This is a genomic window from Anoxybacillus ayderensis (assembly GCF_013761015.1).
Lineage (GTDB): Bacteria > Bacillota > Bacilli > Bacillales > Anoxybacillaceae > Anoxybacillus > Anoxybacillus ayderensis.
This window is the reverse complement of the sequence record NZ_JACDUV010000001.1, coordinates 206,997-231,316: the sequence shown is the minus strand read 5'-3', so window position 1 is coordinate 231,316 and position 24,320 is coordinate 206,997. Positions and strand designations below refer to the sequence as shown.

The following is a 24,320-nucleotide window of genomic DNA, read 5'->3' as shown; positions in this document are numbered from 1 at the left end:
TTATTTCACCTCCTCAACTTCCATATCGATTTCCTTCGTCTCTGCATTTGTTTCTTCGCTAGAAATGTGCAAGTTATACTTTTTCACAACATCACCGTTCACAATTTTTTTATTTTCTAATACCGCTGAAAATAATTGCCCTTGCTTATTAAACACTTTCATCGCTTTTAAAATAATCGCATGCGCATCTTTAATAGTTAGCTTACTATTTGCACGCTCTACTTCTTGTTTTGAAAGTAAATAAATACTTTGAGCAAATTCCATCTGTTCTTCGGCTAAATAGTCCCGGTCTGGGGTATAACCTAATAAATCAAGCATATATTTCGTAAACTCTTTAATCGTTAATGTAGCTCTCGGCTGGAACGTTTCACTCTTTTTATCCCATCCGAGCTTTGGATTGGCTTTAGCGTAGTTTACATAAGGAACATATTCTTTTGGGATTTGGCTAATATCTTTATATGTATTTTTTCCTCGAAACGATTTCGCTTTACTTTCTAATCCGGCTAAACGGATATATAAAATGTACGCATCCATTTTTTTTATCGGTTCGTTCACATTTTTTATTCTCTGTTTCTCGTTTTCTTTTACAATGCCTAATTCAACAAGCTTATTTAAATCGCTATCGGTGTTTGCTTTTGTGTACGTACCTTGGAACGTAAATAGCGCAAAAATCGTTAAACAAACGTAGACCATAAACTTTTTCAATAACCTTCACCCTCCCCATCAAATATCATACTAAGCATTATGATATAAAACAGATCATTACATAATCATTACAATAAAAACATTTTATGTTTTTTTATTAAAATGTAACTTATAGTGACAATGAATAAATATTACTGTACAATTTTCCGAAGAAAGATAAAGATATAAAAAAGGAAGGAGATTGTAATGGCGTTTATCGTTTATTTTTTCTTTATTATTGCCATTTTTTCTTTTGGTTTATATGACAACATTTATTCATTTGCACTTGCTATTTGCGCATTATGTATACTTTTATTGCTATATACTTTGATTCGAAGAGAGCGAGTTATTTTTCCAGTATTCTTGTTTCCTATTCCTTTTTTTTACTTATTTCCACTTCTTTTTCATGTAGAAACGACCCAAGGTACGATTGATCAACTGATTGTTTGGATAAGTTGCATCGCTTTTATTACATTGTTTTTATTTACGAAAAATAAACAAGAGGTCATAACATGGATAAGTTGGACAGTTATAGTTGCTACCTATGTCATACTCGTACGCATAATTTCTTTCCCAGATTTTATTTTATCCGTTTCTCAAGAAGTGTCTGGATTAGGGAAGCGTCTCAGTGGCTTTTTCCAATACCCAAACGCTTTTGCATCATTATTAGGCAGCCTTTTATTATTTCACCTTGGCTATGCTGTGAAAGAAAAAAAACAAACTGTATCATTGCTTCATCGATGCGCTATTTTACCTTTATGGACACTGTTTTTATTAACTGAATCTCGTGGAGCGTGGGTAATATTTTTTCTCGCTTGGCTCGTTTCATTTTATGTCGTTCCAAAACATCAACACTTTATGTATACGACGCTATCCATTTTTTCATTCATCGGCGGAACGATTATATACGCACTTATGACAATAAACGGGGATATTCATTTTTCCTTTTTATCTGCATGTATGCTTATATTTTTCATATTGCTCATATGGATGTGGGAGAAAAGAGGAGTAAATATAAAATTTCCGACTGTACGCTCCCTTCACACATTTCCATCGTCTTTGTTTACAATCGCCATTTTACTCATTGCTGATCTTTACTTTAAAGGGTTTATATACCGTATGCTTCCTGTTGCATTACAACGTCGCTTCTCTTTCGATATTGGAACGCTAACAGAACGGGTATTGTATTGGCAAGATGCATGGAAGGAGTGGGAATCATTTATATGGATTGGACTCGGGGGGAAAGCGTGGAAAATACTAATGTATCGTGTGCAGTCGTTTCCTTATTTATCAGGTGAGTTACATAATGGCTATCTTAATCTAATCGTTGAAATCGGCATGGTCGGGACATTATATGTTTTGTTTCTTGTTCTTTATGCGAGCCAAAATCTTTGGAAACAGCGAGCAATTGAACTCGTCCCATTTATATTCCTTATTCTTCATGCCGTGATCGAATTTACGTTTTCTTTCCCTGTGCTCATCATGTTAACAATCATGCTAGCTATATCAGGAATGAACAAATCACATTCCTTTAAGTTTACATCTATCCAAACGACATTTAGTTTTTTCATGTTCACGATGTGTATTATTTTATGCTTCCTATTCATAAAGGCCGAGCAAACGTTTGTTGCTGCACAATACGCTAGTACAAAAGAAGAAGCACGTGCGTTAACGATAAAAGCAATGAAACAAAATAAATGGAATATAACGTACGTTCTTTTTGCAGTTGAAAATAAATTATTATCTGTCAAAGAAGAGCAACAAGCGCTTAAAAACGCCTTAACATACGAACCTAATCATTCGTTGCTATTGTTTTATGCAGGGAAAAATGCTGAAAAGCAACAAAATATCGAACAAGCAGCTACCTATTACGAACGGTCACTCGCTACTGACCGATTTGATATAAATAAATACACATTTTTAATTGATTTCTATTTAAAAAGATTAAAAGAAACGAATGGCGACGAAGCTTATTTATGGGGAGAGAAAGCAAAGAAAACAAAAGAAAGAATGGAAATTTTAAAACAACAAGTAAAAAAACAAAAGTGGAACGATCAACGAAATTTCTTGAAATGAAACATTGATTTATTTAATGATATGCTTGAAAACAACGTGGTGTATAAGACTCCACATCGCAATAAATGAAGTAGAAAATATGACGAGGAAAGTTCGTTACATACGATAGAACTAAAATAGAGGGGAAGTCCCCTCTATTTTAGTTCTATCGTTATATATGCCCCGCTTACCCATCCTTCTGTTCCATCCGTTAAAATTACTTTATACCAGTTGTTTTGAACTTGTAACTCCCCTTTGTCGTCCAATGCTAATTCAATATATTCCCCAAGACTTAACGTACGTATAGGAGGTTGTGCTGTTGATGGAGTAGGTCTTACGTTTAATGAATTAGCTGTCACACTAGCTAAGTTTTTCACAGATATATATTTGCTATACTCATAAAACTTAATCGAGTTTGTCCAATATTCCTGCTCATTATACACAATCCGCACCCAAAAATCGTTCGTCTTTTCTAAAAGAAGAAATGTAGCACCTTTTGGCAAGGTCAATGTTTTTTTTGTATCTCCGCGATTCATGTAAAGATCTAGATCAGCATTCGCTACTGCCACAATATGATTTGGAAACACGTCTGACAAAGCTGGAATGGTTGGAAGCGAAGGAACCGATTCGTTCACTTTTGCTGAGCGATAATCGTTGCTATTGTATGCGAGCATATTCGACATATGTTTTGCGATTTTTATTCCCCAATACGGATCGCTCGCATAATAAAAATTCATTCCCTCACTACTTGTATTAATTCTCACCCCAGATAATGTGTTCGTCCGAAACCCGAGATACGGGCCTTGAAAGCGATAGTCTTTCGGATTCAAATACGTTGCTTTTAGTTGTTGAGCAATGTAATAAATACATTGATCAACAGATGAAAATCGGTATGCTCCAACAAACGGCGTTGCATCATATGCGCCAAATCCAAACAAATTGTACTTCGTTAACGCTAACTTCGATGTTCCAAAAGCGCTCTCATGAATCGCATGAGCAGCTAAAAATAACGGATTCACTCCATACTTATTTCCTGCATCAATAAACACTTGTCCTTTGCCAAGTAATACACTTTGCTTTTTTGTTGCATTAACGTAGTTTTGAATATAACTATTAATTTGTTGAGCTGTTACAGATGATGGGGTACGCAAATCAATAAACTGATAACTATCTCTACTCCCATCTAATGGAGCGCCTGTTTTTACCTCTACAACGTCCTCAGCTTGAACGTACCCAACGACACCTTGATAAAAAACTTTATACCATTTGTTTGATGTCTCATGTGTCGGTATGATGAATATTCCTTGCGCTATTGTGCCTACTGATTGTGCAGCCGTGTTCGGTTGCTGACGAACAACTGGCGGACGAACGGTTAAAAATACCCTCCCTGTTATTCCTTTTTCTACAAAATCCGAAGGAATCGGTTCATCGCTTTCTGGCTGCTTATTCGGTTCATTTGATTCATCATTATTTTGCGTTTCATCGCTCACTTGTGTCGGGGGCGTTTGTTGTTCATTATTTTCAACATACGGAACGAAATCATTTATAAAAATATATCCTGTCTTGTTTTTATATACAACTTTATACCAATTCCCAACACTAAAATCTGTAACAACGACCGTACCTTGTGGGATAGTATCTAATGTGCCATATATATTTCCAAAAGAATGATATAAAAATGTATTTTTCGTAGCGGTATATTTTGTCGACGTAAAATTTTTTGGCTGTACGTTCATCACGTCTGTGCTTAATACGTACCCGGTTTTCCCTTTTAACTGTATCTCATATAACGTTTGACCAATAAAATTAATGACCGTCCTCTTTGAATATACTACACTATTTTGTGGTAACTGTCCTCCTACATTCCGTCCATCCGGAGTGCTATAAACATTTGTTGACTTTTTTAATAAATAATAATTACCTTTCGTTTGTACGTACTTATAAAACTCTCTTACTGAAGAAGAATGAACCCAACCTGTAATCGTCTTCTTTTTCCCATTTAAAACATACTCATACGATACTTTATGCCAGTCCCCCTTCTTTTCACTCGATATCACTATTTTCCCTTTTGGGATCGTTGCAAGCGCCTTATAATTCGTTCCTGCCCCTGTTCTTAATCGAACGCTTGAAGTCGTTTCATATATTATTTTTCCCGTAGTCGTTGTGCCCTCCACAGATGTTGTCGCTGTTTTTACGTTTACCGCTTTTTGTTTTAAATAATTTGCGCTAACCCATCCAACCGTTTTGTTGTAAGAAACCTTATACCAACTTCCCTTTTTCTCTATCACAATCACTGACTTTCCTTTTGGGATAGTGAAAATGGCTTTATAATTTATACCTGACCCTGCTCTCAATCGAACATTTGCAGTTGTTTCGTATGTGGCACTTACAATATTTGAAGCCTCGACAACGGGAGAAGTCGAAAAATGACAAATAAAAGATAGTAACAGGAACCCTACAAACATCAACGTTCGCACTATGCCACTCATTTTCTACTCACCGCTTTCCTTTTATTATCCATCCGCTCTTTCATCACTATCATCTCTTCTTATCAAACAATGTATCAAACTATATATGAAAGGTAAATAGAACATTTGTAACTAAATCGTTCTAGAAAATGGATATTATAAAAATCTTCTTTTTATAGTATGATAGCAATATACAAAGAAAGGGGGAGGCACATGCAACGATTTCACTCATATGTCACCAGTTTCATTGTCATCTTAATCATGATCATTGGAACTTCTGTTCAAGCAGAGGCAACATGTACAAACGACGTTTGGTGGGAAGGCGCAAAATTACAAAAAGGGCAAATTGGTAAAGTGACTGTGTTAAAAGACACATCTATTGTAACGTTCAAAAACAAAAAAACTGTCTTCACTCGCAAAGCTAAGCGTGGCAATGTTTACAACGTATATGCCATTTACGCAAAATATTTTCATATCGGGAACAATCAATATATTAAAAACGATGCAAACATTCGTTACAAAGCTGTCCCGAAAGAAAAACTCGCACTTCTTATCTGCGACAAAAAAGCAACTGCTGCCACTATTTCAATGAACGGACTGTCGATCGGTGATACCCGTGCAAAAGTAGAAGCGATATATGGAAAAGCAAAAAGAAAAACAATTAACGACTACGGATTGTATTGGGAGACATACGATCAAGGAAATTACAAACAATTTATTATGATTAGTTACGAAAATGATAAAATTGCAGCGATGTATACAAACCAACATATTGTTCAAACGAAAACAGGCATTACATTAAACTCGTCGAAACAACAAGTGCAACAAACGTACGGCACACCACTATTATCCATTGACAAAGGAGGGATAAGTTATATTATTAAAGACGATGAATATAGCACATATATGTTAGACGGAAACTATGTCACCTTTTTCTTTGACAAACATCAAAACGATCAACTAAGCGCTGTACAAATCGTAAGAAGAGATTTAGAAGAAAAGAAAGACGGTTTTTATGGTAATCCGAATAATGAATTAAGAACGGCTTATGAGTATCAAATTTTCGATTTAGTCAACGCTGCTCGCCTGAAAAACCGTGCTCCTTTATTATCATGGGACGGAAAAATAGCGCATACTGCTCGGAAACATAGTGAAGATATGGCAAACAATCGGTACTTTAGCCACACAAATTTAAGAGGACAATCTCCATTTGATCGTATGAGAATAGATGGCATTTCTTACTCTACCGCTGGCGAGAATATCGCTTACGGACAATTCAATGCCATTTTCGCACATGAAGCATGGATGAATTCCCTTGGCCATCGACAAAATATATTGAATCCGTCTTTTCACCGACTTGGTGTTGGAGTAGCTTTTAACTCACTTGGGCAACCATATTATACACAAAACTTTTATACGCCATAACTTTAAAAGGCAGGGATGAAATTCTCTGCCTTCACATATGTGTGAAAAATATATCATATAAAGTGGAGTAAATAGGGAGGATTTTCTCATGCAACGAATACGCTACTACTCAATTGATTATGTGAAATTTTTTTGCGCAATTGCGGTCGTTCTCATTCATAACACGACATACATAGCCATTCATAAACTAGACACATTGAGCAATTACTATATTTACAGGTACTTTTTAAATATAGCAGTCCCTTTCTTCTTCATGTCTTCGGGCTTTTTTATCGGACAGAAACTTTTAACTCGCAACAATCCGAATGATATTTTAGAATATACAAAAAAAATATTTTCGTATCTTTTATCATTTTCTTTGTTTTATATTTTTGTTAAAATTGTCTTTATTTTAGGAGATTGGCTCTTTAAAGATCGACCTATACATCGTGGAATTGCCGATTTACTCCAAAACATCTCTTTCAAAAGTATACTAAATGGTTCGATCGGGTCTTTCCATTTATGGTTTCTAGCAAGTTTAATATACGCATGTATTATGCTATATGTTCTCATTCGGTTTAAAGTTCATTACACGCACGTCTTTGCTATAAGCGTATTTTTATACTTTTTCGCTTCCGCTGATTTAGTAAAAACCCCAACATTGTTCAATCACGGGAGCATTGTGTTCGGTTTGTTTTATGTCAGTCTTGGCTATTTTATAAGCCATTATGAAAAAATTCATAAAATAAAATTCCCGTTATTTTATATGCTCATATTCGCTTTTTTATACTTTCTCGCTTCGTATAAACATATAGGTACATTAACAAGTATATTCTTAGCTTTATGGGCTTTTTATTTGTTTGTTATTTGCGTGAAAAACCCTAATTTCGGGGAGAACAGTTTTATTACCTCACTCTCAAAATATGCGCTAGCTATTTACATCCTGCACATCTTTGTACGAGATAGTATTATAAGAATATATAGCTATATTGATTTTCAACATTTTTATGCATGGGCACCACACTACGTGTATACAATATTGCTTTGTGTAGTTGTTCCGATGTTTATTTACGACCCTATTTATGCACTTATACAGAAAATAAAATCACAACTTATTTTTGAAAATTAACATGATCAACCCCATATAAAAATAAAAAAGGAGAAAAAATGAGAAGATTTCTTATATTCTTTTTAACCATTGGAATGTTGCTTACTTCCTCCCAGTTTTTATTCGACCACGCTTCCGCCGAAAACATAGTGTATAAACGATGTGCCGATTTAAATAAAACGTATCCTGGAGGCGTAGCACGTTCAAATGCGGTCAAAAACAAAGGCGGGAAAACGAAATACAAGCCTTTTATTTCCGCCCCTTTGTACGATGCAAATAAAAGGCTTGATCGCGATAAAGACTTTATTGCTTGCGAAAGGTAAACATTCAGAGGAGGGGATGACCGCCCTCCTCGCTTATCATTTAATACCGCACAGCGCATAACATATTACCGCTTCTCACGTACAATGTTCTTGTGCGTTTGTCTACCAATTCGAGAGAGACAGATTCTTCGGGTTCGTCAGATTTGTATATCCCCATCAGCTTTCCTTTATCGTACACGTATAACGTTTGAAAGTCCCAATCTCTAAATACTAAAACGTCTTGGCTATATTGTGATAAACTGCCGATTTTATCAATTGGAATCGTCGCTTTCCACTTATATGTTCCATTCGGATGAACGAGAGAAACGACATTTTTATTTTTTTGTGAATAGTCCCATAAAATAAACTCCCCATTTGGCATAAAGTAAACGTCGGCATTTTTGAAAGCAAATAGTTGAGTCGATGTTCCTTTTGAGTCAACATAATAAATTTTACCATCTTCTTGTACAAGCGTACCGTCACCATAGTCTAACGCATTATGTGCCTCAACATTCATAGTCCATAAAACTTTTCCATTCTCGTCAAGAGCATATAATGTTCGTGGAAATCTGAATTCCTCTTGCGCACCGAATTCATCCTCTTTTATAGACCAGAAATTCGCCAGCACATAAATGCGTTGATTTGTTACATTAACTATGTGACACTCGCTACCTACACGCCAACCGTCAGGCACTTTTGGCAAAGGGAAATCGAACTTCCATTGCAGTTTTCCTAACTTCGTATATTTAAACAACGTATATTTAGGCCATTGATCTTCGCTAAGCATGTAAAACGAGCCCGTTTTTTTCTCAAAATATTTTAAACCATGTAATGGCTTAAAAGAGGCCATTTGTTTTCCATCAGCTGAAAGAACAACGGTTTTCTTTTCTAAATCTATATAAACCGTATCACCGACTGCCTGAGCAGATTTAATTTTTTTCCCAAATTTATATTTCCATTTTTCTTTTCCTTCCAGATTGTAACCTGTGACCGTTCCTTTTTTGTAATGGATCCCTACTAAAGATGTTTCTTTTTTTGTTTGAACGACAAGCATGTTCTCATCAGATGGCTTCCATCTCTTTTTCACTTTGCCGTTCTTATCAATGGACATAATATCAAGTTTGTATACGTTACTGAAAATTGGGAACTCACCTATTCTTTCGGCCTTAACATGTACAATGGATCCATCTGAATTCGGTAAAATGTGGAGAGGGAAACCGCGATCAAGGGGCATCTCCCAAACACTTTTTAATTGTTTCGTTGCTGCTAAAGTAACATAGTTTGGGATTGTACTGAAAAAAAGCACCCCAACGATAATAAAGGACAGAAAAGAACGTTTGAGCATGTTCATTCCTCCTTTATCAATATATGTAATATACTAATAATAATAGTAAATTATATTTTTTATTATGTAAATAATCTTTTATTCATATATTTTACATTTTTAATACAAAAAAGGGAAGAGTGACACCTCTCTTCCCCTATTACTTCCATTTAATTGTTAACAATACATCTTCTCCGATCGTTTCAAATGAGTCGCCAACAGCCCCGTGAATATAGTATTGCATCGAACGAACAGCGTTTAAGTCACTTTTTACTTTCAACACAATTTTTCCTTTCTTCACTGTTCGTCCGAGAAAATCCCCCTCTACATTTTCTGAATAAAGAATCGCATCTTCAATTTGCTCTCCTGTATTTAATGCAAATGTTCCTTGCACAGGATACCAACTTACCTTATTTGAAGATGTATTTTCTACAGTAACATCTAACACAATCGCCCGAATGGGTGGAAGATACGGATCGTACTTATAAGATGGATATAACGTGACTTTATGAATTTTAATTTTCATCGGGCCCGAGCTGCCTGTAACATTTACGTTAAAACTTTGCACCGCACTTGTGCTAACCGGCTTATAATCTTTAGAAGTCACTTTATAAGAATTACTTTTCTTCTCATATGTCATCTTTCCACCAAACAATGCCACAACGTCCGCAAGTGGAACATACGGTTTTCCGTTAATGATTCTAACGTCTGTTTTATACGCTTTATTGTTGAAAAACAAAGTGACCTTTGGCGCAGCAATCACCCCAGCGCTGAACAATGCAATGGAGCATAGAAACACAAAGCTAAACATCCATAGCTTCTTCTTCATTTTCCATCACCCTCCATCTCTTTTTTATAATTAAGGAAAATACCTATCGATCATTATAAAAGAAAACAACCCCTTTGAGAAGAAAATTAAAACGTTTGCGAAGTAAATAAACCCCTTCTTAGATTTTTTTTACGAAAAATACATTTTTGAGTCATATGTAGAAAAAATGGCTCATACATATCTTAATAAAGGATCATTCATTCGAATGAAAGAACGATGATCCATCATAAAAAAGTGAAGGAGGTGTATGTATGAAAAAGGGTGAAGTAACAAAAAAAGTGCGTGATCTTATCCCTACTATTCTAAAGGAGGAGAGGAAAGGATTAAAATTTGATCAACTGTTTTCTCGACTAAAAGCGATGATCCCAGAATTAGTGAATGAACATGGTGAAGATCGTGTTGGTGTGCTACGTGGAATTATAAATAAACTTCCTCACTATCCAGTTCCACATTTATCTGTGGAAAAAAGAGAGGATGGAGTATATTACGTTTATGTAGAAGGAGAATATCAAAAACTGATTGCTGCTGTAAAAAACTTCATTCGCAATTTAGATGAAGAACGCCTAATAAAAAACATTGATCCGCTATCTTTAAACAAAAACGAGAGAACGAATTATCATGCGCTTGTAGAATGTATCGCTGAATTAAAAGAAATCATTGAGGAGGAAACAAAATGAGTAAAAACATCTTAGAGTATTCACTTCAAGATTTCAGTTACTTGATGAGACATACAAACATATTGGACGAAATAAAAAAAGCCGTTAAACTTCAAATTAGTGTAACTCGTTTTGCATATTTTGTTGTCGCAAAAGAAATCGGAAGACCATTTTCAGAAAAAAAGCTTATCAAATATGGCTTAATTAAACGAGGAGTAACCGCCGCAAATCGTGGACGTCTGCAACACATTTTGACAGGTACATTCGTAGACACCCCCCAAAAAATTAATCACGTATATGAAGAAACAACCAAATTCATTACAGGCATTGAAACTGTAGGACAATTGTTAAACGAAATCATTCAAAAAGAACAGGATCAAAAACTTCGGAAAAAATACGAGCAAATCCGAGAGTTTTTACGGACAAGAAAATCAGAAACCTTCATCATTCCAAACGAACGAACTTAACTTTCCACTCTTTGGCTTACTCTGTACAAAACAACATAAAATAAATAACGGGACTAATCCAAACAGGAAAATGCGTCTTCGGGTTAGTCCCTTATTTGTAATTACACACAACCTATATATTTACACAAATTAATAATGATGTTATATTGTTTTTGACAATTACAATCTCAGGAGGTATATATGTTTAAGAAAAACACTTTATTCCTTTTCTTCACTGCACTGATCATCCTCTTTAGTACAACTAACTCTCTGTCATTTGCTGCTGGAATGAAAGAAGGATGGAAAGTTCCCGTAAATGGGAAGTATACTTTTTTCGCTTTGCCACAAGCAGATGGGTCGCTCGTTTACATCGATGGAACAGAGCAATCATATGGAACATCAACTGTCGTATATCACATCGATATTATGAACATTAGCCAAAAAGGAACTGTGAATAAAACATGGGGACTGGAAGCTGAACAAATATTTGTCGGTTAAGCTGGCAAAAAAGAATATGTAGTAAGTGTCAAAAGCGAAAAAGGAGTAGTTGCTGCTTATGACTTAAATGGAAAGAAGTTATGGGAACATAAAGCGGGGGCAGCGATTACATGGATCGATCAATATAAAGACACAACTTACTTACAGACAAAAAATACAATGATTATGCTTGATTCGAAAGGAAAGCGAATCGGTTCACTCAAAATCACTAATGACCCTGTCATCGGTTCAGATGGTTCCATATATATTATCAATTATCCAGATTCTCCATACATTACTGGCGATTCAAAAGGAAAACAAGTGACGCTACTAAAATATAATAAGTTAGGAAAGTTACAGTGGAAAGTAAATATCCCTCCGATGAAAAATCAAAAAGGTTGGGACATGCAATATCATAGTTACAGAGACGCTGATAAGGAGATTTATGTAGATAAAAAGTATGTATACGTCAATATTCCATATATATTGAGCCAAACCAACCCAAGCTACGTATCAAAAACGGTAGAAATGATTAACGCCATCGACTCGAAAGGAAAAATCGCCTGGTCTGTCAAATCGAATATGGAAGCCGATTCTAGCTCCAGTCTTTCCATCGCAGTAAAAGACTATAAAAATGGATCGCTTTCTTTTGAAGGAAATACAGTTTATTTCATCGATAACAAAGGAAAGAAAAGCAAATATTTCGAAACGAAAAATGGTTATGTTGAATTTGTAGATGATGGATACATGTTGTTAAAAAATAAGCAATCCGCAGCGCTTATGTCTCTAGAATTGAAACGGAAGTGGACAATAAAATACCCTCAAGAAGGATATTTAGATTTCATCGGAAAGAGCATCGCGATTTTTAAACCTTATGAATCATATGAATCAGAAGAGGAATATTGGGAAGATCCATATGGATTATATTGGAAATGGTTCTATCTTTTTGAGAACGGAAAGCAAATAGGCTTGTACAAACCGACCACAAAAATCCGTATCGTAGCAATCAACGAGAAAACAAGAACAATATACGTGAAGCAAAATAAAACAAATTTATTACAAGTTTTAACATACTAACTGAAAAGAGCTAGCCTATTGCGAGGCTAGCTTTTTTTGTGTTCCAAAATTCTTTTTATTACTTTTAATTCCAATTAATAACTATTCAATCACATCAGAAAATGAACTGCATATTTGTGCGCTCTGGGTCTACCATATGAATAACGGTAGACACGAAGGTGAATCGAGTGAGTGACAGCTCATTACCCGAATATATAGTTACACACACTTAGTACTTCCCTTAGAAAGAAAGCAACCGGTGGAACTAAGATTCTCCCCAAATATGAAGGGTTAGTGATTCATCCAGCAAGTGGATACATGGGCAGAACGCACAGTCGCATTTCTATTATCCTCCAAACAATTTGTCTTTCTTCTTGAGAAATGAGAAAAACGTTGAGTACACATGTATGAACTCATACTCATGAAAACGCAAAACCAATTCTGCATTTTTTTGTATTACGTTACTAACAGATTGAGAATTTTAGTGACTTGTCAGCAATGGATTTTCAAAAGTCAAACCATGATACAAATCACTTTTCACTTATTTGCTCTTTCCATAGTAAAAAATAATCCCTTGTGGATATTTTTTTCCTTCCCCTTGCGCACTTGCAAATAAATTATCATTGACATGTACATTAATACTTTCAATATTCTTTATATTTAAATTATTCACAGAAAGTGTAACACCGTCTTTAAGAAGTTTATCAGTTCCCTTAGGTGTAAAATATTTCACTTTCCCCCCATTATATTGGATCCATACTTCGGTAATATACGCTGTCGACTCATATCCTTTACCAATGAATCCAGAAATTTTAAGTGATTTAAGCGTTAGAGATTTAGATGTTTTTTCTACCACTACAGTAGTAATAAATGCAAGGTTTATACGATTGTTTTTTGTATCGATGTACGTTGTATTATAAAACTGACTAGTGCCATTCTTAATATCTTCTACATTATACTGGTCATAATCCGAATCTGCATAAGAACCAAGTGGAAAACCAGATAGGTCTTCAGCGGTCTTTCTTACTGCCCCTTTCGCTTCTACTACATCTCCCAATCCGCTACCTAGTAAAACCCCTATACCTAATGTTAAGGATGCTGTCAGTCTAGCTAATTTCACGTCAGAAACTCCATTCTTCAGAAAATTTATTATATTAATGTTATTATAAATACTGATACCTAGTTTTTTATTTTAGAGCGATCATCACAACATGTGCTTGACAAAGTAAAACAATATTCAAAAATATCAATTAACTTTTTTTCATCAAGGGCGAAAGTAAGACAGGTTTTAGAAAAATCAAGCACAATTTTCCGATAGAGAATCGGAATTATTAATCTACGTATATAAATATATATTACATTTTACACAAAATCAACATCCTTAACTATATAAATCTAAATTTGGTTCATCACTACAACGTGTACTTGACAAGCGATATGTTCTACTGAACAAGGATGTGCAAAAAAACATTGACTTACTGATTTTTCCTCACAACCACAAGTGGGACATGTTATGAAAAAATCAAACACAACTTTTGGTGAAGAACCAATATTTTTTATGTATCACGTAAAGAAAAATTAAGGACTTGTTGTGATTTAGCGATGTATGGCAACGCCTTGTTGAATTACATCACATGTATATGCCCCAAACGCTCGTTAATGTAAAAAAGACAGTGAGCCATTCAATTTCAATGACTCTCTGTCTCTACCAATCTCCGACAAATTTCGTGCGGTGATTGACACGGAATTAAGTTAAATATGTTTCTATTTTCGCTAGGCATTCATCAATGATTTTATCTATTTCTTCAATTTGCGCATCCTCTGGATTATACTTTTTTAAAATTTTTAAATGCCGAGCTTTCCAGTCCAATGATTTAATTTGATCAGTTAAAACGACCCCTGTTATTGGATAGCTATCGCCACCAAGATATATTCCTTCTTCTGGTAAATAAACCTCGAAAGGATAACCCTTCTTTTGATTGGTAATCGGACAAACAACTATAAATCCTGTTGCTTGATTGAATTCTTTAGGCGATAAAACAATCGCATTCCTTCTCCCCACCTGCTCATGACCGACTTGTGGATTGAAGTTTAAAACAACAAAATCGCCTCTCTCCGGTACGTCCACTGGCATTAAATCCATTCACGCCCTTCTATCCCGAAATCAATTTCCTCATGTCGATTTTCAGGTGTAATCTGTGATACTAGTTCTTCCAGCGTGTATTTCTTTCTTGTTCTTTTTGGCTTTAATGTGATGATACCTTCATTTTCAATCACGTTTAATTCTATTTCGGAACCTTGTTTAATCCCTATTTGATCAGCAACATCTTTTGGGATACGAATGCCCAAACTGTTTCCCCATTTTTGAGCAACAACTGTAGACACGTAGTCCCCTCCTTTCCTTTGGTTTATTTTGCTTTCTAAATGTTCCTTTGAGTTCATGATATCACCCTCAGCCTAAAACGTATATACATAGTATATACATTCTTCCGAAAAATGATACCTTTGATTTTTTGTCGAACAAATATTTTCGTCAAAAAAGTAATCATTTGAATCGATTAATTAACATGCATTTTCGATCACACCAAACATGTCGAGAAAAGCGAATGCGCTTGATAATGCATGCATAGAAAGCTTTTTCCCCTATCTCTAAACAGGAATGAAGCAGGATTTGCGACGTACGAAAAGTGTGGAAGAGGCAACGCAGCTCATTCATGATTACATTCGATATTGCAACCACCAACGTACACAAAGCGTTCTTCATTATGAAACACCGACTCAATATGCAAAAGTTAGTTAAAAACGAGCGCGTATGAGTTACATCTCCTCCTTCGCGTCTTACCCACCTCTCCTAACTCCGTGTACCAATTGCTTTCCTTAACAGTTTCAAGGCATTCAGAGCTACTAAAAAAAGACGAGAAAAGGAAAGGAACCAGAGTTTTATCACTCTGATTCCTTCACGTGAGCTGAATTTATACTGTCTACTTTTCGGATCTTAGTACACTAGTATGTTACCTCAAACAGCCTTTATTATTGTTTCGAAGAGTAGTTATATTTAATATGTTGATCAAGCCCTTTAACTCTTTCAACATACATGTCGTAGTCTAAATTACTGAATTCTTTAACTGCTTCTTCGTAATATTTATAGTAATTATCTATAGCTAGTATATTATTTCTTAACTCTTGTACTAATTCACCCAAATCCTTTGCCTTTGTTAACTCCTTGTAAAACATTAAAACATCTTTTTCCTCATTAGGAGGTAAGTCTGGCATGGAGTCGAATGAAATTGAATCTTTAAAAACATCTACAGTTTCTTTTACTATTCCCTTCACTCCTCCTTCAACAGTTAACCCTAATCGGTCAAGTGCATCTAAGAAGTATTTCCATCTATAGAAACCTTCCAAGTAATTATTAAAAACTTTGTTTACTTCTTTTTTGTTATCATTAACAATGATAACATTTTTGCTTGAAGTTACTTTTATTCCTTTTGTATTTGAGTAGACAGACTCCATTTTAGGAAGAATACCTCTTTGATACTCATAAAACCCCCACGACATTTTCACATAAGTGAGAAGGGTGCTCGGTTCAGTTTGCTTTTTCATAAAATCACTAAATGCTCTTCCAGGGTTTCTTGTTATGACTGCTTTTATAGCTGAATCCCCTATTTGTTTAATCGCTTCTTTCCCATACAGCAATCCAGGTGTTAACTTTTTAACATCCTCCATCATTCTCTTATACTGCGAATACGTTTTACCCATAGCTAGTAACTTAAATAATTTGTCTGCAGTATCTTTATCACTAACTATATCTCCTGTTTTTTCATTGAAATAGAGAAATCCACTTCCTTTTTTTAGTGTGTAAACACCATATTTTTCCCCTTTATAATAAATCACAACGTTTTCAAATTTTAAATAGGGACCATATTTTTGTAAATGTGTTTTCGCTGCTACAACATGGGAAGTGTGAAGGAACAGCGAGAAAATCAACCATCCAGTTATAATTACTCTTAATACCTTCGTAACATCTCCCTCCGTTTATTACTCAATTCCTGCCAAAGTGACGTTATACAAAACACTATAATCACCTTCACATTCAATACGCAAAATATCTACACCTACAACGTCTACTTCCACTTCCATCGGATCTTTTCCTGTTTCAGTGCTATATTCTCCGATAAGACTCTTCTCCCCTCTTTTATTCACACTATAAAACTTCAACGTTGCTTTGTCATCTTCACCTAAATATTTGTAAGGAATAACAAACTGCCCCCTTAGTTGGCTGTATTTTGAATGTAGCATATAAGTATAATGATCCCAACTAGAGAAGAAATCAAAACGATTGAATGGATAATACGACTTATCTAGAATTTTAAAAGCCGCTTCTGTCCCTTTGAATATATTTCCACTATAATTATAAGGCTCTAACAATTCAGTAATATCTTTTTGACCAAAGTTAGGTTCCTTTCCAATATATACAGCTTTTTTATCTTTTGTCCATGTTACTTGCTTGGAGTGATTTGTTAATGCATCAACAAAAGCTGTTACAGGTACATATACGTCATTTTCATACGTAATTGTTTCCACGACACTACCAGCTTCACTAATTGGTCTGAATAAATTTCCATCAATGTAAACATCAACTCCACCAGTCACTACTTTTATACTTTTTAATGTCCCGTTCGAATTTTTCTTTTTAATTCCTTTCTCTAGTTTCTTCTGCTCTTCTAATTTAAGTCGCAACGATTTAACTTCCTTTTTTAATTCATTATTTTGCTGTATCAGTTTTTTTACTTGTTGTTTTAAAGCACTTAAACTATCCCCCGTAGCATAAGATGAGTGAATACTGACAAACACAAGCATAATCGCTAATAAAAAAGTTATACCCAACTTGTTTCTCACACTTATCCCTCCATACCTTTTTAGTAAATAAGTAAAATATTTTAGTATTACTCTTCGTACTCCTTATTTAATACATATTTCACCATATTCCACTGCGATTTTCCGTTAAGCTCCACTTTCTTCATCACAGCATACCCTTCTTTTGCTTTAGAAATGGCCCGAGAATATTTTTGTTCAGGTGTCCACGTTTCCATTGGATTATGAATAAAATCTCCATCGATATTTTCTTCAACTTCTGAAGGGTCATAATCATATACAATGAAATCTACTAGAAACACATTTTTTCCCAAAGGGTAGATTTTCCCTATCTGAGGGAAATATATATTCATCGGTGAATCCCCCTCATTTTTTTTCATATAAAACGTGTTGTTTTTGTATAATATTACTTCCCCATATTCGTTATAGGAGTAGCTTCCTGGTTTCAAAATCCTTCCGAACAAACTATTTACAAACTTCTCAAATTCCCCTTTTGCATAAGGAATGAACGCGGCATATTCAGCAGGAATGGACTCCTTTGTAAAATCAGGTTTCAACTCCTCATCCGTAATGTCATAGTAGTTGGAAGCAATATACAGGAAAGCCGCAATGTCCTTGTCTGCACTTTCACTGCTCACATCAACTTTATCGACATGTGAGAAATAGGAAAGCAACTTGAGTAATTCTTTCTTTTCTTCTATTGTCATTTTTTCATAAAAATTTTCACTACTTTCCGAACTATCTGTTGGATTTCCTATACTGGTTATCTCTTTTCTTAGTTGTTCTAAAAATTCATCAATTTTATAAGCGTTATTTGAAACATCAAAAGCTAAAACTTTCTCACCTGCGCCACTATCTATTAAATTCTTTCTTTCATTAAAGTTAAATTGTTTCAAAAATTCTTCATATTCACTTTTCTCTACTTTTCTCTCCTTACCATCTTGCACAACTTTGTAAACAGTTATATGTCCACTATCTAAATCCACTTCTGATATATGCACTTCAGCAACTTTAACCATTTTATTATTTTTTAAAGTTGAAAAAGCATGCCAAAACACATATTCAGATCCATCTGGATAATCACCTCGCCCCCCGGCAGAATATTCTCCAGATTCAATCAAATACACATTTGAGCTCGTTATTGTGATAGAACGAGCAGCATCAGATATAAGTCCTCCATTATTAAACTCTTGAGAGTGAACTTTTACTGCTTTCCCGTCTATGTAACTCCATATTTCTTCTATATAGCTACTATAACCGTCATCTGTCGTATCTCTATAAACCATATACAATTCGGGCATTTCATTTTTATCAAAATCAATTAATTCTACGTACGCTAATCCCTCATTTTCGTCATAAAGTCCTTCATCTTTAGTAAGGATGCCATATTTCTCGATCACCTTACCTAAAATATCGTAGTAAGACTTTTTTACATCTGTAAGCTCATCTACCTTTTGCCGAATTGTTACTTCATTTTGTTCACTTACTGCGTTGTCCTTCTGTTCGCTCTTTATTTCTTTTTTTGGTGTATCTCTCTCAATGCTACTCGTAAAAGTAGTTGAGTTACCGATAAATATTCTTATCCCAAATATGAATATGACAAAAAATATAACTACTGCTGAAGCAAAAACAACCTTCCTGCTCACACAAACTCTCCTTTCTTAAAAATCTCCTTAAAATCCCAATACATTTACTCTTCATGACCAAATAGCCAACGATATATTATATTAATGATATTGCATTTTTTGTAACTCTCACATCGTCCTCCCCGACAATTATTTTACAAATGAAATCATTACACTATCATTACAACAAGCTGTCTTTTGTTGATCGTCGCCACCACATAGCCGTTGTCGATTAAATGTTGCTTATAACGAACGAAAGAAAAACGAGAAAGCGGCTGACTTGCATCCACCGCCTTCTCAATCATGTATGCCTGAAACTTTGCCACATCCCCGACATACGACTCCATCGTTTTCGGCGATTTCCCTTCTTCGATGAGCCATTGTTTGAATGCATGGAGTAAATCTTGCACAAAATCCCCCCTAAAACAGAAAAAACGATGGACACCTCATTCATCCATCGTTTCATCGTTTAATGATGTCAATGATTGTTTTCACCGTACATAAAGGGCACGATTGCTTGCATAGGCAAGAACACGGAAATACTTTCATCGGTCATTCCTCCTTTTTATTGTCCTTCGTTCATCCATTGTTTCATCGCTTCCGTGGCAACCGTCACCACAATGGTCGCAACAACTTTTTCCCACATGCCTTTTCACCCCCTTTCCCTCCCGACTCCCGACAGTTATATCATAATGTCATGAGCTTTTTGGCAATGAAAGCATAGCGGTTCCTTGAGATTCATCAAATCTGTCATGTATGGTTGGAATCCTTTTCGTTTTGTCGGGAGTTTGGCAAAAGAAATGTCGGGAGCTTTTGTTATTCCCGACCAACTCGCTCTAAGCAACGAATATAATTTTGCAGTAAGTAGCGGTCTTCACGATCTGGAATGCGACGCAAAGCGGATTCAATCTCTCGTTCGCTAATCTCAATCTCCTCGTCCACCACTTCCTCCAGCAACATGTGAACAAGTTCTTCTTCGCTAAGCATCTCCCCATAGCTATCTGACCCATACCTGTATTCTCGGTAGTATGACTCCCCATTCATGATGATGCGATGGTACTTTGCCATTTTCCCTTCCCCTTTCGTCTGTCACTTTCATATCGTCAATTTCAAACATACATCGTACAACCGATTCGTTTTCCGTCTTTGATCCACACTTCGTACAATCTTTCCCTCGTTCCTTCCGCAACGACCACACCAGCAATCCACTCAATCCCTTCTGCATCCACATACATGAACGCCTCTAATAAAAGCGGATTCGGCAGTTTCTTGATGTGCTCGGCAGGAATGAGTAAGTCATCGATCTCCTCATGGTCAAACGCATACGCTTCGTACCCGACTTCCTCAAGCCTCACTTCCACGCCAAACTCACGTTTCATTTTCTCTATAAACCATTCGAACACGATTCTTCCCCCTCACACGTACCCTTTTTCTTTCAACGACACGAATCGCTCACCGCCAACGACGACATGATCTAACAGTTCAATCCCGACAATTCTCCCTGCCTCGACAAGCCTTCTCGTCACTTCGATGTCCTCCCTTGACGGTGTCGGGTCGGTCGACGGATGATTGTGCGCCACCAACACCGACGCCGCATTTGCCAAAATCGCCGACTTGAACACCTCACGTGGATGAACGATGCTTGCATTCAAACTCCCAACGTGGCACACGTGGATGGCAGTCGGCTGATTTTTCGTGTCCAAACAAACGACGACAAACACCTCCCGATCCGCATCCACCAAAAACGGCTTCAACAGCTTGTACGCATCCCCCGGGGATTTGATTTGCCGCTCCCTGTACAGCACGCTAGACTCACGAACGAGCTTCAGGCTGACAATGTTGACGCGCTTCGCTGGCTGTTTGGTAGACACCTCTCTTTCTAGCAACTCTAGCTGCTGGTGGTTGATGGTTTGATACTTGCTCATCCTTTTCCCTCCCAAAATAGAAATAGCCCCAATTCCCCGAAAGGAATTGAGGCTGGTCAAAGTGTATGGAATTTGCATCTGATGTTCATAATTATATTAAATGCTTAAAAAGTTTTTTGATACGGTTTCTTAGAAGAGATTACTGGACTATCAGTGGATTAACAAACTTCATAGCAAAAAGAAAAGCCCCGCAGAGATTTCTCTCCACAGAGCTTCTTGACATATCTCGATTGGTGACAGGCACCTATCGCAATTATTCAGCAGTAACGCGAATAGTAGTTGTTGCTCCACCTGCATAAGTTACTTTAACATCGAATGCATCGCCAGCATTAATGCTTGAACCAGTAACAGATGCACTAGCAGTTCCGTTTCCAGTAATCGTTACAGAACCAGATACTGGTACGATAGTTAGAGTAGGAGCAGCTACCGCAGTAGTATCATCGAATGCAATTGCACCGCCAGCAGCAGCAACCTTCTTAACTCCGTATTGGTCTGTTACAAGTAAATTGTACTTTCCAGCTCCTGCTGTAAGAGTAGAGATGTCAAAGTTACTACCAGCAGCTACTTTAATAGATGTTACTGTATTAGCTGTAGTTTTATTATCATCTACTAAAGCAACAGAAGCTACTTTTGGAGCTACTTTAGAGAATGTTACATCTTGTGTAAATTCTTGACCAGTCGCATTAATTGTAACTTTAACTGGAATTACAGTTGTAGTTGCATTTGTATCGTATGTTAATGCAGAAGTTAAATCAATAACTCCGTCAGCTACATCTGTGTTAATACCAGAGTTTGTTGAAGTTACATTATAATCTGTACCATTTGTTAATAGAACTTTACTGCCGTCTGCAAGAACCCCATATACTTTAATTGTTTTATCGTAAGCATCAGCATCAGTTTTACTAGCAGCAACTTCATCATAAACTGTTCCAATAGTATCTACAGTATATGATTTATATTCAGTACCGTCCGTTACACGAAGTGTGAATTCTTTCGTACTGTTAGTAAGGTTTTTAGTTCCATCGTTTAAAACAGCAGAAAGTTTTTCTGTACCGTTTGCACTACCAGCAGTCACTGTAACTGTTTCAGAAGCTCCGGCAATGTCATTATCACCAGGATTGTTAGAAATAGCTACAACAGGTGAATTTTCGTCTTCTGATACAATAATCTTACCACCAGCTGCAATCCATGCTTTAACAGCGTCAGAACTCATTACTCGACCATATTGGTCTTCAATTACAAAGGAGTCAACACCAAGGTTTGTAGAGTTGCCTACTTTTATAGTTGTTCCGAAGTCACTGCTTAAGCCACGAATAACTGTTGGTACAGCAGCTTTCTTAACATTTAATGTTAAAGTAGCAACCTTATTAGTAGATGAAAGTGCTACAAGAGAAACATATCCATCTGTAGTTAATTCTGTTTTTGGAACTTTAATAGATAAAACTCCATCTTTTACAACAAATGGATTTGTTAGAACTTTGCTTCCAACTGTTACTTTAACACCTTTCACAGCATTGTTAAGTGTCTTAACATCTGTAATCGCAGCTCCATTCTTGTCAGTTACAGACACTGGAACATATGCATCTTCACCAGCAACAACTAATGAAGGTTGTGAAAGAGTCACTACATCTGCACGAGTAGATTCTGCAACATTGACAGTAAATGATGCATTCTTTCCAGTAGTGTTAGAAATTAAAGTTACTGTATTAGTACCAGCTTTAATACCACTACCAGGTGCATTTACTTTTAATGCAGTTTTAGTAACTCCATTAACATCAACAGTTGTAAATGTGGCAGCTACATCTGCTACAGTATTGTTCGTTTCGTTAATGATTATGTCATTATTTAATTGAGCAGTGCTTGTAACAGCATTTCCATATTGGTCTTTAGCATCTACTAGTAGGTAGAAAGCATCAGCAGAAAGGTCTGTATCTTCGTTTAATGCTTTACCGTCTTTATTATATAAACCAGTAATAGCAATGTCAGCTACACGAGCTTCAGAAGAAACAGTTAATACAGCTGTAGCAGAAACAGCGTTTTCCACATTAATTAATGTTAATGGGATTTTGTCTCCTACTTTGTAATTGCCCGTAATAGTAACTTTACCATTAGTTATATCGGCAGCACTACCAAGATTAGATGTTAAAACTGTAGTCTTTGTAATATCTTCTCCGTATTGGTTAAGAACTTTGTAACCTACAGTTACATCATCTTTAGAGCCATCACCATCAGCATCTAATAAAGGAGCATTTTCAGATAAAATTTGAATTGAAGCTACTTTTTCATCTTCAACTGATACTGAACCTGTTAAAGGAGCTTGAGTTAAACCTGTAACTTGAACTGTATACTCACCTTTTGTTAACTTAGTAGACAATTCAATTGTTGCAGATTTCTTATCTTCAGCAAAAGTTACTTTCGAGATATTCCCTTTGATTCCGTCTTTTGTAACAGCAAATACTGCTTTAGTATCATCAACAGGTTTGCTGAAAGTTACTTTTAAAGACTTAGAGGTAATCGCACAAAAGCAACCCCATTTTCTTCCACAAACACCATTCCGAAACCCCAAGAGGCTCAAGGAATTGGCAAAGTTCCATCACTCCTTGCATAGTTGCCGCAGACAAAAAAACGAGAAAGTTTTCGAATACATACGAAATCCATACAGAAAAAATGCCGACCAAATCCACAGAAAGAAAGTTGCCGACATGCTTTTTCCCCATTGGTCAGCTCGTGACCTTGACACGATGATGTTTCAGCACACGAATGAAACAAACCAAAGGCAATTGATTGTGTTCCCCAAAACAACACATCCCCCATCCCCATTCACATCCCCCGATGTCTGAACCGTGCCTGTCGATGGGGCACAAGAAATCCCCCATGTCCCCCATCTCCCCCATTCCAAAAATCATCACATAAAAACATGATGCCGCATGCTGTTTTGTAAAAAGTAAAGATGTTGTCCAACCTCGAACCTTCGAATGGATGTCACAGGAAGAAAAAATATGCAAAATCATGTTCCATCATCTATTGGTTTTCTTATCATGATAAGCGTCATACGTTTGAAAACAAACAAGCTTACGGAATATGTC

At 36.1% G+C, this 24,320-nt stretch carries 24 protein-coding genes; 9 read left to right on the top strand and 15 right to left on the bottom strand.

All coding sequences use genetic code 11. The annotated features are described in order from the left end of the window. Positions 1 to 705, bottom strand: a complete 705-nt coding sequence (locus tag HNR63_RS01175; protein ID WP_181519534.1) for a hypothetical protein — start codon at positions 703 to 705, stop codon at positions 1 to 3. Positions 706 to 891: 186 nt separating this feature from the next. Here HNR63_RS01175 and HNR63_RS01170 point away from each other — a divergent pair, with 186 nt between their 5' ends. Next, a complete protein-coding gene (locus HNR63_RS01170) occupies positions 892 to 2,760 on the top strand; it encodes an O-antigen ligase family protein (protein WP_181519533.1) in 1,869 nt (622 codons plus the stop codon). Between the two features lie 134 nt (positions 2,761 to 2,894). Here HNR63_RS01170 and HNR63_RS01165 read toward each other — a convergent pair whose 3' ends face one another. Beyond that, the gene (locus tag HNR63_RS01165) at positions 2,895 to 5,204 is read right to left on the bottom strand and encodes an SH3 domain-containing protein (protein WP_281363145.1); all 2,310 of its coding nucleotides are present in this window, start codon (positions 5,202 to 5,204) and stop codon (positions 2,895 to 2,897) included. 216 nt (positions 5,205 to 5,420) lie between these two features. Between HNR63_RS01165 and HNR63_RS01160 the strand changes: the two genes are divergently transcribed. The 3 genes from HNR63_RS01160 (at position 5,421) to HNR63_RS01150 (ending at position 8,042) form a co-directional block, all read left to right on the top strand. After that, complete coding sequence (locus HNR63_RS01160) at positions 5,421 to 6,632, top strand: CAP domain-containing protein (protein ID WP_181519532.1); 1,212 nt, start codon at positions 5,421 to 5,423, stop codon at positions 6,630 to 6,632. Between the two features lie 88 nt (positions 6,633 to 6,720). After that, positions 6,721 to 7,740, top strand: a complete 1,020-nt coding sequence (locus HNR63_RS13965) for an acyltransferase family protein (RefSeq protein WP_181519531.1) — start codon at positions 6,721 to 6,723, stop codon at positions 7,738 to 7,740. Positions 7,741 to 7,814: 74 nt separating this feature from the next. Continuing rightward, positions 7,815 to 8,042 carry an excalibur calcium-binding domain-containing protein gene (locus HNR63_RS01150; RefSeq protein WP_425485158.1) on the top strand — a complete coding sequence of 76 codons (228 nt, stop codon included), beginning with the start codon at positions 7,815 to 7,817 and terminating at the stop codon, positions 8,040 to 8,042. Between the two features lie 40 nt (positions 8,043 to 8,082). Here HNR63_RS01150 and HNR63_RS01145 read toward each other — a convergent pair whose 3' ends face one another. Beyond that, the gene (locus tag HNR63_RS01145) at positions 8,083 to 9,366 is read right to left on the bottom strand and encodes a PQQ-binding-like beta-propeller repeat protein (RefSeq protein WP_181519529.1); all 1,284 of its coding nucleotides are present in this window, start codon (positions 9,364 to 9,366) and stop codon (positions 8,083 to 8,085) included. A 139-nt stretch (positions 9,367 to 9,505) separates the two neighbouring features. Continuing rightward, a complete protein-coding gene (locus HNR63_RS01140) occupies positions 9,506 to 10,174 on the bottom strand; it encodes a hypothetical protein (protein WP_181519528.1) in 669 nt (222 codons plus the stop codon). A gap of 251 nt (positions 10,175 to 10,425) precedes the next feature. On the opposite strand from HNR63_RS01140, the gene HNR63_RS01135 reads away from it, so the two are divergent. The 4 genes from HNR63_RS01135 to HNR63_RS01120 all read left to right on the top strand — a co-directional run bounded on the left by HNR63_RS01135 (position 10,426) and on the right by HNR63_RS01120 (position 12,830). Further along, a complete protein-coding gene (locus HNR63_RS01135; RefSeq protein ID WP_181519527.1) occupies positions 10,426 to 10,851 on the top strand; it encodes a hypothetical protein in 426 nt (141 codons plus the stop codon). Then, positions 10,848 to 11,297, top strand: a complete 450-nt coding sequence (locus tag HNR63_RS01130; RefSeq protein WP_181519526.1) for a hypothetical protein — start codon at positions 10,848 to 10,850, stop codon at positions 11,295 to 11,297. Before HNR63_RS01135 ends, HNR63_RS01130 begins: the two co-directional genes overlap by 4 nt. A gap of 180 nt (positions 11,298 to 11,477) precedes the next feature. Continuing rightward, positions 11,478 to 11,774 carry a hypothetical protein gene (locus tag HNR63_RS01125; RefSeq protein ID WP_181519525.1) on the top strand — a complete coding sequence of 99 codons (297 nt, stop codon included), beginning with the start codon at positions 11,478 to 11,480 and terminating at the stop codon, positions 11,772 to 11,774. Positions 11,775 to 11,933: 159 nt separating this feature from the next. Continuing rightward, complete coding sequence (locus HNR63_RS01120) at positions 11,934 to 12,830, top strand: RNA-dependent RNA polymerase family protein (RefSeq protein WP_220127358.1); 897 nt, start codon at positions 11,934 to 11,936, stop codon at positions 12,828 to 12,830. 520 nt (positions 12,831 to 13,350) lie between these two features. Here the strand turns inward: HNR63_RS01120 and HNR63_RS01115 are convergent. From HNR63_RS01115 to HNR63_RS01105, 3 genes are all read right to left on the bottom strand, one after another. After that, positions 13,351 to 13,929, bottom strand: a complete 579-nt coding sequence (locus HNR63_RS01115; protein WP_181519523.1) for a hypothetical protein — start codon at positions 13,927 to 13,929, stop codon at positions 13,351 to 13,353. A 627-nt stretch (positions 13,930 to 14,556) separates the two neighbouring features. Next, on the bottom strand, positions 14,557 to 14,943 hold the full coding sequence (locus HNR63_RS01110; RefSeq protein ID WP_181519658.1) for a type II toxin-antitoxin system PemK/MazF family toxin: 387 nt from the start codon (positions 14,941 to 14,943) through the stop codon (positions 14,557 to 14,559). After that, positions 14,943 to 15,251 carry an AbrB/MazE/SpoVT family DNA-binding domain-containing protein gene (locus tag HNR63_RS01105; RefSeq protein ID WP_181519522.1) on the bottom strand — a complete coding sequence of 103 codons (309 nt, stop codon included), beginning with the start codon at positions 15,249 to 15,251 and terminating at the stop codon, positions 14,943 to 14,945. The genes HNR63_RS01110 and HNR63_RS01105 overlap by 1 nt, the downstream gene beginning before the upstream one ends. 217 nt (positions 15,252 to 15,468) lie before the next feature. On the opposite strand from HNR63_RS01105, the gene HNR63_RS13960 reads away from it, so the two are divergent. After that, positions 15,469 to 15,609, top strand: a complete 141-nt coding sequence (locus tag HNR63_RS13960; RefSeq protein ID WP_425485154.1) for an IS3 family transposase — start codon at positions 15,469 to 15,471, stop codon at positions 15,607 to 15,609. 230 nt (positions 15,610 to 15,839) lie between these two features. Here the strand turns inward: HNR63_RS13960 and HNR63_RS01095 are convergent, their stop codons facing one another. From HNR63_RS01095 to HNR63_RS01060, 8 genes are all read right to left on the bottom strand, one after another. Then, positions 15,840 to 16,703, bottom strand: coding sequence for a hypothetical protein (locus HNR63_RS01095; RefSeq protein ID WP_181519520.1), 864 nt, complete (start codon positions 16,701 to 16,703; stop codon positions 15,840 to 15,842). Positions 16,704 to 16,847: 144 nt separating this feature from the next. Then, the gene (locus HNR63_RS01090) at positions 16,848 to 17,708 is read right to left on the bottom strand and encodes a hypothetical protein (RefSeq protein WP_181519519.1); all 861 of its coding nucleotides are present in this window, start codon (positions 17,706 to 17,708) and stop codon (positions 16,848 to 16,850) included. A 47-nt stretch (positions 17,709 to 17,755) separates the two neighbouring features. Further along, positions 17,756 to 19,330: a hypothetical protein gene (locus HNR63_RS01085; protein WP_181519518.1), complete on the bottom strand. Its 1,575-nt coding sequence runs from the start codon at positions 19,328 to 19,330 to the stop codon at positions 17,756 to 17,758. A gap of 149 nt (positions 19,331 to 19,479) precedes the next feature. Beyond that, the gene (locus HNR63_RS01080; RefSeq protein WP_181519517.1) at positions 19,480 to 19,719 is read right to left on the bottom strand and encodes a site-specific integrase; all 240 of its coding nucleotides are present in this window, start codon (positions 19,717 to 19,719) and stop codon (positions 19,480 to 19,482) included. 406 nt (positions 19,720 to 20,125) lie between these two features. Beyond that, positions 20,126 to 20,377: a hypothetical protein gene (locus HNR63_RS01075; protein WP_181519516.1), complete on the bottom strand. Its 252-nt coding sequence runs from the start codon at positions 20,375 to 20,377 to the stop codon at positions 20,126 to 20,128. Positions 20,378 to 20,418: 41 nt separating this feature from the next. Further along, positions 20,419 to 20,712 (bottom strand): hypothetical protein, encoded by a 294-nt coding sequence (locus tag HNR63_RS01070; protein WP_181519515.1) that lies wholly within the window; start codon positions 20,710 to 20,712, stop codon positions 20,419 to 20,421. Positions 20,713 to 20,724: 12 nt separating this feature from the next. Continuing rightward, a complete protein-coding gene (locus tag HNR63_RS01065; RefSeq protein ID WP_181519514.1) occupies positions 20,725 to 21,234 on the bottom strand; it encodes a JAB domain-containing protein in 510 nt (169 codons plus the stop codon). Between the two features lie 253 nt (positions 21,235 to 21,487). Next, positions 21,488 to 23,800, bottom strand: a complete 2,313-nt coding sequence (locus HNR63_RS01060) for a hypothetical protein (RefSeq protein ID WP_181519513.1) — start codon at positions 23,798 to 23,800, stop codon at positions 21,488 to 21,490. Positions 23,801 to 24,320: the final 520 nt, after the last annotated feature.

Excerpts from the sequence above, each read along its gene's own strand:
- HNR63_RS01120 (WP_220127358.1), top strand. The coding sequence starts at position 11,934 with ATGATTATGCTTGATTCGAAAGGAAAGCGAATCGGTTCACTCAAAATC.
- HNR63_RS01125 (WP_181519525.1), top strand. The coding sequence starts at position 11,478 with ATGTTTAAGAAAAACACTTTATTCCTTTTCTTCACTGCACTGATCATC.
- HNR63_RS01145 (WP_181519529.1), bottom strand. The coding sequence starts at position 9,366 with ATGCTCAAACGTTCTTTTCTGTCCTTTATTATCGTTGGGGTGCTTTTT.
- HNR63_RS01075 (WP_181519516.1), bottom strand. The coding sequence starts at position 20,377 with ATGGCAAAGTACCATCGCATCATCATGAATGGGGAGTCATACTACCGA.
- HNR63_RS01160 (WP_181519532.1), top strand. The coding sequence starts at position 5,421 with ATGCAACGATTTCACTCATATGTCACCAGTTTCATTGTCATCTTAATC.
- HNR63_RS01165 (WP_281363145.1), bottom strand. The coding sequence starts at position 5,204 with ATGTTTGTAGGGTTCCTGTTACTATCTTTTATTTGTCATTTTTCGACT.
- HNR63_RS01150 (WP_425485158.1), top strand. The coding sequence starts at position 7,815 with ATGTTGCTTACTTCCTCCCAGTTTTTATTCGACCACGCTTCCGCCGAA.
- HNR63_RS01130 (WP_181519526.1), top strand. The coding sequence starts at position 10,848 with ATGAGTAAAAACATCTTAGAGTATTCACTTCAAGATTTCAGTTACTTG.
- HNR63_RS01065 (WP_181519514.1), bottom strand. The coding sequence starts at position 21,234 with ATGAGCAAGTATCAAACCATCAACCACCAGCAGCTAGAGTTGCTAGAA.
- HNR63_RS01170 (WP_181519533.1), top strand. The coding sequence starts at position 892 with ATGGCGTTTATCGTTTATTTTTTCTTTATTATTGCCATTTTTTCTTTT.
- HNR63_RS13965 (WP_181519531.1), top strand. The coding sequence starts at position 6,721 with ATGCAACGAATACGCTACTACTCAATTGATTATGTGAAATTTTTTTGC.
- HNR63_RS01140 (WP_181519528.1), bottom strand. The coding sequence starts at position 10,174 with ATGAAGAAGAAGCTATGGATGTTTAGCTTTGTGTTTCTATGCTCCATT.
- HNR63_RS01135 (WP_181519527.1), top strand. The coding sequence starts at position 10,426 with ATGAAAAAGGGTGAAGTAACAAAAAAAGTGCGTGATCTTATCCCTACT.
- HNR63_RS13960 (WP_425485154.1), top strand. The coding sequence starts at position 15,469 with ATGAAGCAGGATTTGCGACGTACGAAAAGTGTGGAAGAGGCAACGCAG.
- HNR63_RS01110 (WP_181519658.1), bottom strand. The coding sequence starts at position 14,943 with ATGCCAGTGGACGTACCGGAGAGAGGCGATTTTGTTGTTTTAAACTTC.
- HNR63_RS01105 (WP_181519522.1), bottom strand. The coding sequence starts at position 15,251 with ATGAACTCAAAGGAACATTTAGAAAGCAAAATAAACCAAAGGAAAGGA.